We start from the raw sequence: 14,266 nt of genomic DNA on the forward strand, positions 1-14,266 counted from the left end.
GGAGAAATCATGCCTGAAAAAAATCCTTACTGTCATGCAGGTATGGTCTGTCACGATGGCTGCCCTTGCTCAAGAAGTGATGGAATATGCCATTGCAAAATGCTAGACGAACAAAAATGTGCCTGCGATAGTTACTGTGGTGCTAAGCCAAAAGATACCATTTAAAAAAAGACTCTTCGAGAAAATTTTATCCCGAAGAGCCTTTTTATTTCCAAAATTTTATTTAACAATTGTCAATTCATCTAAAGTCTTACCTTCAGGTGAAATCAACTGTAACCAACTGTTAGTCCCAGCAAAATACAAGAAAGTCCCTACTTCATTGACGCTACGCAAGTGAACATCTTTAATCAAAACATTATCCTGAATGGCATCAACGTGCTCTTGGCGTAATTGCATCCCAAATCTTCCTGCAAAACCAACGATTCCGGCTTTTGTTAACGGTGCTTTGTCTACTAAAATAGCGCCTTTTTTGACAATCAATTCATTACGGCTGTTCCAATACACGGTAGCCTTACTACCATTATAATCAACGGAAAATGGTACTTTGGATAATTCTTTAACAAAACGATGGCGTGCCTTAGTCCGCTTTTTAATTTGTTTCTTCAAACCAAACATAGCCATCAACGGTGCAATTTTTACCCAATAATTTTGATAAACGTTCAAAGATTCTTGAGAAATTGCCATCTTATATTCAACATTCATCATATAACCATAACTAGTTAATTCTTTAGTTAAAAAGTAAAAGAAATCAGCTGGAATCATATTTTCTGGCAAAATCAATTCTACAATCCCATCACAATCTTTGGCATTCATTAAACTTCCCAAATTTATACCGATAACTTCGTAATTTTTTATAACGATAAATATCGATTCTTCATTCACTTGATCTGGAATTGCTTGATAATAATTGACCGTCCCTAATTTTTCCAAATTAAAGGTCATCTTTGTATCTGAAACCCTGCCTGTAAAGTCCATTGATTTATTATCCTTTCATAATGAATAAATCTAAACAAAGATATTTTACATTATTTTGATATTTTATTCATAAATATAATCATTTTATTTATATTAAAATGTATAATAACCCTGAAGTATGTAAAGGTTTACGTATTAGGGGTGAAAAAATGAAAACTCTAAAAATAGGATTAAAATACACTGTAATTTGTTTTTTTACTGCATTGTTTATTCTTCTAACGACTTTCAGTCAAGTTAACGCTGCAACTGTTGACGGAAATAATGATGGAATAGATGACGGAGTTTCATATTGGTCTAAAGGTTCAGTTACCCGTTCTGATCCAATTCAACTAACCCCAAGCTTAAAGCTAGGTTATAGTTTTGGTTTAACAACGGACACCAATAATAACTATACCGCCAATACTTCAGATGATACGATGGTCAAAGATTCTGAAGTTATGGGTGCATTAAATATGTATTATTCAAAGATGAATGTCTTTTTAATTAATCCATCTAATAAATATATTAGTTCAACCTTTCAAGGTTTTGCCACTTCGGGGACCATGAATAGTCGTAAACAAGGTGTATCTATGACCTCACCAGATTTTTTGATTGCCAAACCAGGTGTTTACTCTAAAGTTCAATCAGATACTATGTCTGTTTTAGGGAATAAAATGACTGATAAATCTTATTATTTTTCTAAAGACAGCGAGGGACGTTATACATATATGATTGCCGGCAATTTTAAGCGAGACAATTATAATTTTGTTATTGAGTTAATCTTACGTCCTTCTTCAACGAATAGAAATTTAGTTCAAAGAGAAATGTACGTCAGAAACGTTTCCGGCTCAACTCAAGATTTCCAAGTATTTTTTGGCGAAGATACAAAACTGGGACTTGCTACAAATTCAGCAGCTGACGCCGTTCCCATCCAAGATTTAGGTGATGGACATGGAATCTTCATTGCCGCCGGAGATTATAAATTATCCATTACTAACGAAACTGAGGATGGTTTCCAACACTATGTTGCTTTAAGTAGAGCAAGTAATGCTCCTAACTGGGCTGACCGTTATGATTCTGATGGTAATGGTGATGAAAAAAGAAATCTGAACTATGGTGATAAAATTATTGATTCTACTGATTCTGCTTATTCCTTAAGTTGGGATAAAACAACTTTAGCAAACAATCAAGTTGCACACTATTCATCAACCATTGGTGAAACTCAATCACCATATTCTATAATGCATGCCAGCAAATCCTATAAAAACGAAACTAACAATACTGGAAAAAATAATATTAATGATAAATTAAAGTTCACCCTTAATATTGTTAACAACGGGTACAATGCCGATTGGTATTACAGACAATTAGTTGATAAAATTCCTGAAGGCTTACAAATTGATCCTAATTCAATCAAAAAAGTTTTCGATAATGGTACTGAAGTTGCTATGGATCCTAGCGATTATGATTCATCGTCAAGGACTCTAACTATTCCAGTTGCACAATCTTTAACTGATAACCAAGCCGAAGCCGTAACATTTGAAGCTAACATTACTGCCGATGCTATTGATAATCTTGATTCCAGCGGCAATTTGAAAAATACTGGTGAATTTTACGGCACAGATCAAGAAGTTGCCGGGTCAACAGAAGAAACTATCGATGCTTCAGTAAATATCCCTGTAGAAAAGCCTTCATTTTCATCTACCTTCACAAAACAGCTTAAAAATGAATCTAGTGATACGGACTTTAAAAATAGTACCGAGGGCAAAAAAGGCGATGTCATTGATTATCTAATTTCATATAAAATAGATTCTGGCAGTAAAGATTACTTACAATCGGGTGCAACCATTTCAGATACCATTCCTTCCGGGTTAAAAGTTGACGATTCAAGTGTTTACGTTAAAGGACCAAAGGATACTGAATATTATTACCAAGGTACTCAAAATCATGATGGAAAAATAATCTCTACGGGAATGAATGCGATTGAACAAGGTGAATCGGTCCTAATTAAATTTTCAGCAACTGTTACTGCTAATTCCGTTGGTTTAATTACTAATACTGCAACTGTAACTGGCGGAACTACTTCTGGTGGACAGGCCACGGGAGAAATGGTCTCAAATGGTGCTGACTTGAACGTTAAAAATATCAACGGCTTTATTCAAGTGCCTACTTTAATCGATTTCGGTACGACTAACTTTACCGGACAAAGCAAAACCTTACAAAATACCAGCACTAATGGCGAACTGATCGTATCACATCCTGATACTAAGCCGTTTAATGTCTACGTTTCATACAATAATAATCTAAATGGTTTGCAAGATAACAATGGTAATAAATTATCTGAAGATGGATCTAATCTCTTATTCATTAAACAAAGAAATAATTCATATGAAGATACTGGCACTTGGCAACCCATTTCCAGTGATGGCATTCCTATAAGAACAGCTTCCTTCCAAAATACTGATAATCAAGAAAACATTAATTTAACTGACTATGTTGGTGTCGGAGATTGGCAACTCAAATTGCCCCAAAATACTAATTCTGGAAATTATCAGGGAAAAATCACTTGGACTATGGTCGATGACATAACCAGCTAATTAAGATTTGTTAAAATAAATTAAGTTTCCTTAAGAATAAGAACACTTTTTAGGCAATTTGTTATTCTTAGTTCGTAGGAATTAGTTGTTTTTATAAAAAAAGTCGTTCACAGTGTGTGAGCGACTTTTTTATTTTAAATTGTTTTAGCTAAAACCCAATCTTTAACATCCCCATGGCTCAAATTAACTTTCTTAACTGAGCGAACGGAGAAATTATTCTTTTTATAGAACTTAACATTCTTTTGCGTATTCGTTTCTAAAATTATGTTTCTATAACCGATTTTTTTCACGTAAGGGCTAATGTGATTGTTGAGCATCTTACTACCGATACCTTGACCACGTAATTTCTTATCGACAGCCAAATATTCAACAGCACATTTTTTCTTACCCTTTACTTTATCAAAAAGATCTTCGAACTTAAAGATATCGAATGCATTGAAACCATTGAATCCATTCTTGATAATTTCTGGCAACAATTTTAAACCATCTATTGAAAGATAATCCCAATTGCTAATCTGCTTACCTTGATTAAATTCAATTAGAGCAACTGCCCTAGGCTTTCCCTTTCCGTCAGCTCCAACATAAACCAAACCTTTTTTCATGAATACATTAACTTCAAGTTCAAAGTACTTACGCAGTAACTTATCAAACTTAGCACTAGAACGAAATTCTTGTTGGAACATGTTCTTAGTTGTTATGTACTCCTTAAATGAATCTACTAGTAAATTTATTATCTGAGGCTTATCACTGTTTAAGCCGCTCCGAAAATCCAAAAATATGACCTCCTTATTAAGTCATACATTTATCATAAGCACTTCTATACCAATTGTCCACTAATACAAATTATTTTCATGCCAAACGTCATTTTTGTAATATATTTTTAACAATAAATTTAAACTAAAGTATTAGACAATGATATAGAATGATAGTATGCTTTTCAGTAAAGTGAGATTCTTGTTCAAAGCCGATAGCTAAGGCACTCTTAGTATATCGGTTTTCTTATGCTCAAAAATTTTATTTATAGGGAGGGAAATTATGGGGAAGAACAAAAAATCAATCTATATTTTAGTATTCAGTAACTTTTTAATCTGTTTGGGAATCGGATTAGTCATACCAGTTACACCCTTTATTAAAAATCAGTATCATTTTACAACCTCACAAATGGGTGTCATGACGTCATTATTCGCTTTTGCTCAATTTATAGCATCACCTATTGTAGGTAAATTATCAGATAAATTAGGTAGAAAACCAGTTATTGTTTTTGGTTTGTTTACTTACATGATTTCAGAATTCATCTTTGCGGTTGCAACAACATTACCTATTTTTAATATTTCTCGGATCATTGGTGGATTGTCTGCGGCCATGGTTATCCCTACTTCAATGGCTTTAGGATCTGATCTAACAACTTTAAAAGATCGTGCTAAAGTAATTGGTTGGCTATCAGCTGCCTTTAGTGGTGGACTAATTTTAGGCCCTGGACTTGGTGGAATTTTAGCCGGAATTACTTATAAAACACCATTTTGGGTTGCTGGTATTTTGAGTATCACCAGTGCTATCTTTACGTATATTTTTCTTAAGGAAGATAAAGAAGTTCTTGAACGCGAGGAACTTGAAGCCGAGAAGAAAGCTCAAGAAAAAGGTTCTATTCGGGCAATTTTAACTTTACCTATGGTCATGTTGTTCGGTATGATTTTAGTTTCATCTTTCGGATTACAAGGATTCGAAAGTATTTACAGTATTTATGTTAACCAAGTCTTCGACTTCGGGTTGGGGACAATTGCTTTAGTTTTAACTTTAAACGGAATTATCTCTTTAATCTTGCAAGTTGCTGCCTTTAACTGGATCATCAATAAAATCGGTGAAATGCGTCTGATCAGTATCGCCTTCTTATTGAGTGCTATCTGTGTTTTCTGGATTACTCAAGCACACACTCATGTCGAAGTTATCATCGCTACTTTAATTATTTTCTCTTCATTCGACCTATTAAGACCAGCTATTACTACTTTATTAACTAAATCGAGTCGTTCTAATCAAGGTTTGATCAATGGTATGAACATGTCCTTGACTAGTGTTGGTAACGTCATTGGGCCTTTGATGTCTGGAGCTTTGATGGACTGGAACACACATTATCCATACTTAGTTGTTACCGTCATCTTAGCGGCATCTTATCTTTTGACTTTCATCGTTAGAAAACATCCAATCGTACCTGCTGAATAAAAAAAAGTTAGACTACATTGAGGTTCTTTCACAAGTTAGGTTAGTTGTAATATTGCCGTCCTCCATAGCAAAGAAAATGGTTCTATACTTTTTATAATCAAACAAATGGCATCAATTCAGACAAATAGTTAACAACTATATCTGAATTGATGCCATTTTGATTTACTTGAAATAAATAATAAAAGATGTTTTCCAGTCGGTAGTGGCAGCTTTGTGGATGCTCAGTACTGAAATTTCACTTAGCGATTTATCACTTAGTGAAAGGTCAAGCTTTAAGACTGTTCCCGGTTCTGGAATTGACTTAAAGTTGCGCCCAGTACGTTCCAGCATCCACAAAGCAGAACGGACGACGACATCTAGCAGTAACCTAACTTGTGAAAGAACCATATTGATTGTAATCTAGTTCTTTTTTGATTCTAAACTAATCCTTGAGCCAACATAGCTTTAGCAACTTTTTCAAAACCAGCAATATTAGCACCAGCTTGATAATCCTTGTTCAAACCATATTCGGCATCGGCATCAGCAATCTTTTGATAAATATCTTCCATGATATCCTTCAATTGTTTGTCAACATCATCAAAAGTCCAAGACAAGCGTTCACTATTTTGACTCATTTCCAAGGCTGAAACAGCAACCCCACCGGCATTAGCAGCTTTAGCAGGTCCATAGATGATATCATTTTGCTTGTAGACGGCAATAGCATCAGTGTTACTTGGCATATTAGCACCTTCAGCAATGTATTTGGCACCATCTTTGACCATCAATTTAGCTTGATCTTCATTGATCTCATTTTGAGTGGCACATGGCAAAGCAATATCGTAATCAATATCGAAATCCCAAACTGAGCCTTCGTGATATTCAGCTGTTGAAATCTTATCAGCATATTCTTTAATACGTCCACGTTCAACTTCTTTGATTTGTTTGACAGTATCAAGGTCAATTCCCTTTGGATCATAAACATAACCATTTGAATCTGAAACTGTCACTACTTTAGCACCATTTTCTTGAGCTTTTTGTAATGCATAAATAGCAACATTTCCGGCACCAGAAATCTTAACTGTCTTGCCTTTTAAGGTATCCTTTTGGTCTTTGATCAAAGCATTCAAGAAATAAATCAATCCAAAGCCAGTAGCTTCTGTTCTAGCAAGTGAACCACCGTATTGCAATCCTTTACCAGTTAAAATTCCACCTTGGAAGCCATTCAAACGTTTGTATTGACCGAACAAGTAACCAATTTCACGACCACCAACACCGATATCACCAGCGGGAACATCCAAATCTGGTCCGATAAATTTTTGCAATTCTGTCATAAAGCTTTGGCAAAAACGCATGATTTCTGAATCTGACTTACCCTTAGGATTAAAATCAGAACCACCTTTGCCACCGCCGATTGGTAATCCAGTCAAGCTGTTCTTCAAAATTTGTTCAAAACCTAAGAACTTAACGATACTCAAGTTTACACTAGGATGTAATCTCAAACCGCCCTTGTAAGGTCCAATGGCAGAATTGAATTGAACACGAAAGCCACGATTAATATGGAAGTTCCCTTCATCATCTTGCCAAGGAACTCTAAATTGAATCGCACGTTCTGGTTCAACTAAAGAACCCAAAATGTTGTTCTTAACGTATTCAGGATGCTTTTCTAAGACTGGTTTTAGCGTATCTAAAACAGTAAAAGCTGCTTCCTGAAATTCTGGTTGATTAGGGTCTCTTTTAATAATTGAATCCTTCAAATTTTTAATATAAGTTTCGACATCTGCCATGTAAAATACCACCTTTTTAGTTAATTAAACTACTGTTCATTATAGCTCAATATTAAAATAATTGACTTTAAATTAAAAATAAATTAACCATAATTCACTTTTTTCCAAACTAACCGTGATTCTTTTTCATCAGTTTCTCTTTCAATTGACTGCGTAGAAACCTCAAAACCATTTTTTTCATAAAATTGCTTGGCACGAATGTTTTTGTCATAAACATCTAACGACAATTCTTGATGATTTTTCTTCAAAAAATTTATCAGCTTCTTTCCAATACCTTGATTACGATAACTTTTTTCTACGAAAATACCAGCTATATAATCATCTTGAAGACCAACAAAACCTTTAACTTCCGATTCAGCATCAACATAAATTTCAGCCGTTTTGAATTGTTCTTTAACCATTGAATAATTATCAAGCCAGAAATTTTTATCAATAAAATTATGTGCTTCCAAATTACTATCAAGCCAAATCTGACTGATTTTTTCCAATTCCGAATCTTTCATTTTACGAATCATACTTGCCAACCTTTTTTCTATTTGCTAGAATGTCTCTTTGAAGTTAATAAACACCGCCGGGTGTCACTTAATCAAGTATTCTTAATAATTCCGTTAGGCCAAAGAAGGAATTATTAGGGATACTTATTTTTTTTGGAGGAAATATTATGCATTGGATCTATTTAATTATCGCCGGACTTTTTGAAGTTGTCTGGGCAACTACTATGAAATTAAGTCACGGTTTTACTAAAATCAGTTTTACTATTTACACAATTATCGGCTTAGCTTTGAGTATGATTTTCTTATCAATTGCTATTAAGAAAATGCCAATGAGTTTGGCCTATCCTATTTGGACCGGAATTGGAGCCGTTGGTTCCATCATTGCTGGAGTAATAATCTTTGGTGATAAATTATCTCCATTAACTTGGGTCTTCGTAGCCTTATTACTAATTAGTATCATTGGTATCAAAATTACTTCTGGAAGTTAAATTCCAATAAACATTGTAACAAATCAACCGATTATAATGACAGCGTTTTCTATTCGGAGTATGATTTAAGTAAAAAAGGATGATACTTATGCCAACATCAGAAGAATTTTACCAAGAAATGCAAAAACGCAATGAAAAGGAATTAGAAATTATTAGTAAAAATCCATGGATAATTCCCGCAACCGTAGCTTGGATGGCAATTCCTGCTACTATTTGCATTCGTGGTTTCTGGAAGAACCGTCAATTGAAAAATCAATTAAAAATCGAACGAGAAAAGACGAAGCGGGCCACTTTAAAACTATCTGAACCTAAGAAAATCCGTCCTTTTCATAACTGTTAAATAATCGTGTCATCGTATTTATTGCGGTGGCACTTTTTTTATGATTAAACTATGATATGAATATATTATTTGGGGGATATTATGAAAAAGAAACTAACCATTATTTTATTCACTTTGTTAATAGCTTTGAGTATGCCATTAAACGTCCAAGCAGCGGCGGCTCCGAAAGCTAAGAATTTAACTTCAGTCACGCAGAGTATCAATCATGCCTCACCCGATACACCCTTGATTTTTTCTCACCGCGGCAGTCCTTACAATTATCCTGATCATTCCTTCAAAGGATACAATCGAGCCATCAAAGATGGTACTCAATATATTGAACAAGATGTCTGGTTGAGTGAAGATGGCAAATTGTTTGTCTCTCACGACGACAATCTCAAACAGTCGACTGGCAAGAATGTCACGATTTCAACTTCAAATGCCAATAAAATCAGCCAAGTTAAATTGCATAATGGTGAAAAAATTCATCAACTAAAAGATGTTTTCAAACGTTATGGCAAAAATGTTCACTATATAATTGAAACTAAGAAAAATGCCGGCGACAATACTGATACCGAAAAAGCTCTCGTCAAAGAACTCAAGAAATACAAAATGACCAAGAATGTGATTTTCCAAGATGAAAGCTTACCGGGACTCAAAGAATTACATCACTCTTTAAAAAATGTTCCTACTCTTTGGCTATTAAGTTCTGCTACTGAACGTCAATATAAAGAACAGATTGAAAATGCTCCTCGTTATATCAAATTTATTTCGATGAAGTTAGATCAATGGACACCGAAATTAGTTAAACTATCACATAAGAATGGTTTCAAAACTAATGGCTGGATTTTAAATACTTACAATGACAACTACGATGCTTTAAATACACTCAAATTGGACAGCGTCTTTACTAACAATACTAAAGAAACAGCTCAACTAATCGAGCGCTGGAAATAATAAAAAGGAAATCCAATTTTTTGGATTTCCTTTTTATTATTCTTTTGAAATTTTTGGCAACATAGCAAATATTACTAATCCTATTAAGAATAAGACACTCAAGGAAGCAGCACCGATAGTCGATTTACCAGTCATTTGCGTTACGATTGCTACAATAAATGGTCCCATAACTGCTGAAAATTTACCCAAAATATTCAAGAACCCATAAAATTCACTACCTGATTCCTTAGGAATTATTTGTCCAAAGTAAGATCTACTCAAAGCTTGTAATCCCCCTTGACTAGTTCCAACTAAAATTGCCAGTACCCAGAAGTCAAAACTAGTTTTCAAACGTAAGGCATACAAACAGATCAACAAGTAAACTCCAATTCCTAATAAAATTCCTTTACGCGTTGAGGTTTTATCTGCTAACCAACCAAACATGATTGAAAATGGTACAGCAATCAATTGTACGACTAGCATAACAATCATCAATTCTGTCGTCTTAATCCCAATATCTAAACCAATTGCCGTCGCCATTGTAAAAATCGTATCAACACCATCAATATAGAAGAAATAAGCTACTAAGAACCAAGCAACCTTCTTATACTGGCGAATATGCTTAATAGTTTCAAACACTCGTTTAAAACTTCCCGAAACTGGTGATTTGGTTGACGTTACTGAATATTTTTGAGTTACATTTCTTTGAAGTGGCAAGTAAAAAATCAGCCACCAACTAGCCGCAATAATAAAACTCATTTTAGCTATGCCAGTTCCATCTAACATCCCAAAGCCACTCGTCAACTGCAATATTAAGAATAAAACAAAGGCTAAAACGCCGCCTAAATATCCAAATGCATAACCATACGTCGATATTTTATTCATCTGCAGATCATCAGCTACGTCAGTCAAAAAGCTATCGTAAAATAAATTACTGACTGAATAGCCAATCGCCGAAAAAATATAAATCGTCAATAACATCTGCCACTGACTTGCTGGTACAAATGCTAAACCAACTGTCATCACAATTCCTAACCAACAAAACATGCCCAATAGTCGTTTTTTAAAATTAGGATAATCTGCCAATGCTCCTAAAAACGGTGCCAATAATGAGACTAACAACGTACTAAAACTGTTAGCATATCCCCAATATGCTGTCGAGCTAGCATTGGAAATCCCAGAACCTGTTGCAACTGATTTGAAGTAGACTGGCAAAACTGCCGTCGTGACAATAATTCCATAAGCAGAATTGGCCCAGTCATACATGATCCAACTCCACTGTTCTTTATTAATACCCAGTTTAATTTTATTATTCTTTAAAGAAATCATAATCCCCATCCGTTCTTTAAATTCATCGAAATTGTAGCATTGACAACTCGATTACCGATATAAAAAAAATCAATTAATTTTCATTGTTTTCATCCCTACAAACACTGATTTAATAGTATTCATTAGTAATTAACAAAAAAATAAATATCGGTTGTATTATTATAGACTGAAAAAACTGAGAATTAATATAGCCAAAATCGAATAAAAAATCATAAAAAAAATGATGTAACTCAGATTTTACTCTGAACTACATCATTTTTATTAAATGAAGTTTATTTTTCGATTCCTTTTCCGACATAAACATCTTCAAGAATTTGTTTCAATTCTGAAATCAATGGTTCCTTAGGGTTAGTGAATGAGAATTGATCGCCAAAGGTTGCTTCAGCTAAGTCGTCCAACTTACTATCAAAGTCTTTCTTATCGATAAAGTTGTCCTTCAAGCTTAACTTAATACCAACAGCATGAGCAAGATCAACAATCTTCTTCACTAAGGCATCCTTCAAAGCACGTTCATCTTTACCAGTTAAACCAACATAACTAGCCATAGCAGCATAATCTGAATCAGCTCTGAAGCTTTCATATGCAGGCCACATTGTCATCTTAGTTGGTTGCTCGAAGTTATAGTTGATAACTTGTGGCAAAGCGATGATTGAAGCTAATCCATGTCTGATACCATAAACGTTAGTCAAGACATCAGTGATTGAGTGTGCCACGCCAGCAAAGGCATTACCATATGATAATCCAGCTAGAGTTGATGCATTGTGCATTTCTGCTTGAGCATCCTTGTCACCTGCAACAGCCTTCTCTAAGTTATCAAAGACTAATTTAATAGCTTGTAGTGCATATGGTCTTGTGTAATCTGAAGCCATATTAGCAACGTATGATTCAACCGCGTTAGTCAAAACATCCATACCAGATTCAGCCATGATGTCTTTTGGCATTGTTTCAACAAATTGTGAATCAATGATAGCAACATCAGGTGTCAATGCATAATCAGCGATTGGGTACTTAGTACCGGTCTTAGTATCGATGATTGAACTAAATGGTGTAACTTGGTCTCCTCCGCCAAATGTTGTAGGAATAGCAACAAATTGTGCTTTTTCTGGCTTAGGGAACTTGTAAGTACGTTTTCTAATATCGATGAAGCCTTGTTTTGCACCGAACAAGTCAACATCTGGATGTTCGTAGAATAACCACATGTCTTTGGCAGTTTCCATAGTTGTGCCGCCACCTAAGGCAATGATTGTATCTGGTTTGAAGAGGTTCATTTGTGTAACACCACGTTTAACAACATCAGTAGTTACAATATTGTCAACGTCTGAGAACATTGAATATTCAACATTGACCTTGCTACGTTTCAATTCATCAGTAATCGTGTCAACGAATCCTAATTGAACCATGACAGGATCACAAACGATGAAGGCTCTCTTCATTCCTTCAAGATCCTCTAAGTAACGAACTGAAGTCTTTTCATAGTAAACTCTTGGTTGTTTAATCCATTGCATGTTATTTCTCCGTTTAGCGATTGTCTTAATATTAAGCAAATCAAATGAAGATACGTTGTGAGAAATAGAATTCTTACCCCATGAACCAGTACCAAGTGTAAGTGATGGAATCATTTCGTTATAAAGATTACCAATACCACCGATAGCAGCAGGAGTATTAACTAGTACACGACTAGCTTTCATCTTGATACCAAATTCAGTAGCCAAATCTTCATCCATTGTGTGGATACCAACTGTGTGACCTAAACCACCAAAGTGTAGCAACTCGTCAGCTTTTTCAAATCCTTCTTTGTGACCAGCAACTTTAAAGACTGATAGTACTGGTGAAAGTTTTTCAGCTGAAAGTGGTTCGTCTGGTCCAACCTTGCTTAATTCAACACCTAAAGCTTTAGTATCAGCAGGAACCTTGATACCAGCAAGTTTAGCAATGTTCAAAGCAGATTGACCGGCGATAGGACCTTTAACTCCACCTTCTGGTCTAAACATAGCGTCAGCTAACTTCTTGTAGTCAGCTTTCTTGATGAAGAAGACCTTGTTCTTTTCAAACAATGACTTAACTTCGTCGTAAATATCAGCATCAATAATGGCACTATTTTCAGCGGCACAAACCATACCATTATCAAAAGTCTTAGAAATCATAATATCGTTAACAGCACGTTTGATGTTAGCAGTCTTTTCAATGTAAGCAGGACCATTACCAGGACCAACACCCAAAGCAGGTTTACCAGTTGAGTAAGCAGCTTTGACCATTCCAGGACCACCAGTAGCAAGAACTGAGGCAACTCCGTCGTTGTTCATCAAATATGAAGTAGCTTCAATACTTGGTTTTTCAATCCATTGGATAACATCTTTAGGAGCACCTGCATCAACAGCAGCCTTCAACATAACTTTGGCAGCAGCGACTGAACATTTTTGAGCTTGAGGATGGAATCCAAAAATAATTGGGTTACGTGTCTTCAAGGCAATCAATGATTTGAACATTGCTGTAGAAGTTGGGTTAGTAACTGGAGTAACACCGGCCAAAACACCAAGTGGTTCAGCAACTTTGATCAAACGATGTTCTTTATCATTTTCAATAATACCAACGGTCTTATCACGTTTGATTGAGTGCCAAATTTCTTCGGTTGAATACATGTTCTTAATTACTTTGTCTTCAACCAAGCCACGACCTGTTTCTTCGTAAGCCAATTTAGCTAATTTAAAACTAGCATTCAAACCAGCAATCGCCATTTGGTGAACAATGTGATCAACTTGTTCTTGAGTAAAACTATCCATGATTTTCAAAGCCTTTTGAGCTTTAGCAACCATTTCATCAATAACTGGTTTTACTTCTTCTTTTTTGTCGGGTTTTGCAGCAGTATTTGTATCTTTGGAACCTTTCAACATCTGATTACCTCCAAGAATAAAAACTATATTTGTTAACTAATTCACGTTTTATCATATCACTGTGTTTTTTTTGTTCAAGCATTTTAATCGAAAAATACAATGTAAACGTATCCACGTTGATATATCAACACGTATCAAGCAATTGTTTGTTAGTCAATGAATTTCACATCTTTAAAATTATAATTTTTATTGTGAATATTTCTTCACAAAGTCCGTATTATGGGTCTTTTTTAATTCACAAAAAAGTAGATTGAAGTGATTTTCAACCTACTTTGTGA

Annotated in this window: 11 protein-coding genes; 5 read left to right on the forward strand and 6 right to left on the reverse strand. The window is 34.9% G+C overall.

What is annotated here, in order from left to right:
• Positions 1-219: 219 nt before the first annotated feature.
• Positions 220-975, reverse strand: coding sequence for a hypothetical protein (locus tag FFM65_RS07470; protein WP_119318239.1), 756 nt, complete (start codon positions 973-975; stop codon positions 220-222).
• Between the two features lie 149 nt (positions 976-1,124).
• On the opposite strand from FFM65_RS07470, the gene FFM65_RS07475 reads away from it, so the two are divergent.
• Positions 1,125-3,551, forward strand: a complete 2,427-nt coding sequence (locus FFM65_RS07475) for an isopeptide-forming domain-containing fimbrial protein (protein WP_162897954.1) — start codon at positions 1,125-1,127, stop codon at positions 3,549-3,551.
• 134 nt (positions 3,552-3,685) lie between these two features.
• On the opposite strand, the gene FFM65_RS07480 is transcribed toward FFM65_RS07475, so the two are convergent.
• Positions 3,686-4,324 carry a GNAT family N-acetyltransferase gene (locus FFM65_RS07480; RefSeq protein WP_119318237.1) on the reverse strand — a complete coding sequence of 213 codons (639 nt, stop codon included), beginning with the start codon at positions 4,322-4,324 and terminating at the stop codon, positions 3,686-3,688.
• A 259-nt stretch (positions 4,325-4,583) separates the two neighbouring features.
• On the opposite strand from FFM65_RS07480, the gene FFM65_RS07485 reads away from it, so the two are divergent.
• Positions 4,584-5,768 carry an MFS transporter gene (locus tag FFM65_RS07485; protein ID WP_162897965.1) on the forward strand — a complete coding sequence of 395 codons (1,185 nt, stop codon included), beginning with the start codon at positions 4,584-4,586 and terminating at the stop codon, positions 5,766-5,768.
• 416 nt (positions 5,769-6,184) lie between these two features.
• Here the strand turns inward: FFM65_RS07485 and gdhA are convergent, their stop codons facing one another.
• Together gdhA and FFM65_RS07495 are read right to left on the reverse strand one after the other, a co-directional pair.
• Positions 6,185-7,531 carry an NADP-specific glutamate dehydrogenase gene (gene gdhA, locus FFM65_RS07490; RefSeq protein WP_119318235.1) on the reverse strand — a complete coding sequence of 449 codons (1,347 nt, stop codon included), beginning with the start codon at positions 7,529-7,531 and terminating at the stop codon, positions 6,185-6,187.
• Between the two features lie 83 nt (positions 7,532-7,614).
• Positions 7,615-8,034, reverse strand: coding sequence for a GNAT family N-acetyltransferase (locus FFM65_RS07495; protein ID WP_245954243.1), 420 nt, complete (start codon positions 8,032-8,034; stop codon positions 7,615-7,617).
• Positions 8,035-8,192: 158 nt separating this feature from the next.
• On the opposite strand from FFM65_RS07495, the gene FFM65_RS07500 reads away from it, so the two are divergent.
• From FFM65_RS07500 to FFM65_RS07510, 3 genes are all read left to right on the forward strand, one after another.
• Positions 8,193-8,513, forward strand: coding sequence for a DMT family transporter (locus FFM65_RS07500; protein ID WP_119318233.1), 321 nt, complete (start codon positions 8,193-8,195; stop codon positions 8,511-8,513).
• An 88-nt stretch (positions 8,514-8,601) separates the two neighbouring features.
• Positions 8,602-8,853 (forward strand): transposase, encoded by a 252-nt coding sequence (locus tag FFM65_RS07505; protein ID WP_119318232.1) that lies wholly within the window; start codon positions 8,602-8,604, stop codon positions 8,851-8,853.
• An 81-nt stretch (positions 8,854-8,934) separates the two neighbouring features.
• Positions 8,935-9,789, forward strand: a complete 855-nt coding sequence (locus FFM65_RS07510) for a glycerophosphodiester phosphodiesterase (protein WP_119318231.1) — start codon at positions 8,935-8,937, stop codon at positions 9,787-9,789.
• 36 nt (positions 9,790-9,825) lie between these two features.
• Here the strand turns inward: FFM65_RS07510 and FFM65_RS07515 are convergent, their stop codons facing one another.
• Positions 9,826-11,067 carry an MFS transporter gene (locus FFM65_RS07515; protein ID WP_119318393.1) on the reverse strand — a complete coding sequence of 414 codons (1,242 nt, stop codon included), beginning with the start codon at positions 11,065-11,067 and terminating at the stop codon, positions 9,826-9,828.
• A gap of 302 nt (positions 11,068-11,369) precedes the next feature.
• Entirely contained in the window at positions 11,370-13,988 is a 2,619-nt protein-coding gene (gene adhE / locus FFM65_RS07520) for a bifunctional acetaldehyde-CoA/alcohol dehydrogenase (protein ID WP_119318230.1), read from the reverse strand.
• Between the last annotated feature and the right edge of the window lie 278 nt (positions 13,989-14,266).

It is taken from the genome of Companilactobacillus formosensis (assembly GCF_005405305.1).
GTDB lineage: Bacteria > Bacillota > Bacilli > Lactobacillales > Lactobacillaceae > Companilactobacillus > Companilactobacillus formosensis.

Bases quoted from the DNA above. Each gene is read 5' to 3' on its own strand.
- FFM65_RS07470 (WP_119318239.1), bottom strand. From the start codon at position 975: ATGGACTTTACAGGCAGGGTTTCAGATACAAAGATGACCTTTAATTTG.
- FFM65_RS07475 (WP_162897954.1), top strand. From the start codon at position 1,125: ATGAAAACTCTAAAAATAGGATTAAAATACACTGTAATTTGTTTTTTT.
- gdhA (WP_119318235.1), bottom strand. From the start codon at position 7,531: ATGGCAGATGTCGAAACTTATATTAAAAATTTGAAGGATTCAATTATT.
- FFM65_RS07495 (WP_245954243.1), bottom strand. From the start codon at position 8,034: ATGAAAGATTCGGAATTGGAAAAAATCAGTCAGATTTGGCTTGATAGT.
- FFM65_RS07500 (WP_119318233.1), top strand. From the start codon at position 8,193: ATGCATTGGATCTATTTAATTATCGCCGGACTTTTTGAAGTTGTCTGG.
- FFM65_RS07505 (WP_119318232.1), top strand. From the start codon at position 8,602: ATGCCAACATCAGAAGAATTTTACCAAGAAATGCAAAAACGCAATGAA.
- FFM65_RS07510 (WP_119318231.1), top strand. From the start codon at position 8,935: ATGAAAAAGAAACTAACCATTATTTTATTCACTTTGTTAATAGCTTTG.
- adhE (WP_119318230.1), bottom strand. From the start codon at position 13,988: ATGTTGAAAGGTTCCAAAGATACAAATACTGCTGCAAAACCCGACAAA.